The following is a 509-nucleotide window of genomic DNA, read 5'->3' as shown; positions in this document are numbered from 1 at the left end:
AAAGGAGGTTACGAGCATCACCAGCAGGAAGGTGATGGTTTCGTTGCCGCGCGAGAGCGCCATGAGCTTATTGCCCACAAGCTTGGCTAGTCCGGTCTGCATGATAGCTCCACCCACCACGAAGAGTCCTATCATCATGATGACGATAGGCGAAGAGAAGCCCGCCAGCGCCTCGGCAGGCGTCAGGATACCCAGAACCAGGAGTGCTGCCAGGGCGGTAAGCGCCACGATGTCGGCCCTCACCCTGCCCCAGATGAATAGGGCTACCGTAATAACCAATATGATAAGTGTTGTTGTCATGTGCTTTTTTTGGCTGCAAATATACGGAAATAAAGTGAGAATTAAGAATTTGTGGGAAGAAAAATGAAGAAAAATCTTGCATAATACAGAGATTTATGCTAACTTTGCAAACAAAAAAAGTTAGCAACATGACAAAGAAAGGTAAACATACTGTATTATTCATCTGCCTGGGCAACATCTGCCGCTCTCCGGCAGCCGAGGGAATCATG

Annotated in this window: 2 protein-coding genes; one reads left to right on the top strand and one right to left on the bottom strand. The window is 48.1% G+C overall.

The window, feature by feature from the left end:
- Window positions 1–300: SLC13 family permease (locus tag IEV15_RS14605; protein WP_262891228.1), on the bottom strand; the 300-nt coding region annotated here is incomplete at its 3' end.
- 95 nt (window positions 301–395) lie between these two features.
- Here IEV15_RS14605 and IEV15_RS14715 point away from each other — a divergent pair.
- Window positions 396–509 (top strand): arsenate reductase/protein-tyrosine-phosphatase family protein (locus IEV15_RS14715; RefSeq protein ID WP_444542649.1); only part of this gene is annotated, 114 nt, incomplete at its 3' end.

Source organism: Flavobacterium orientale (assembly GCF_014638005.1).
Taxonomy (GTDB): Bacteria; Bacteroidota; Bacteroidia; order Flavobacteriales; family Flavobacteriaceae; genus Flavobacterium; species Flavobacterium orientale.
This window is presented reverse-complemented; position numbering and strand designations above follow the sequence as displayed.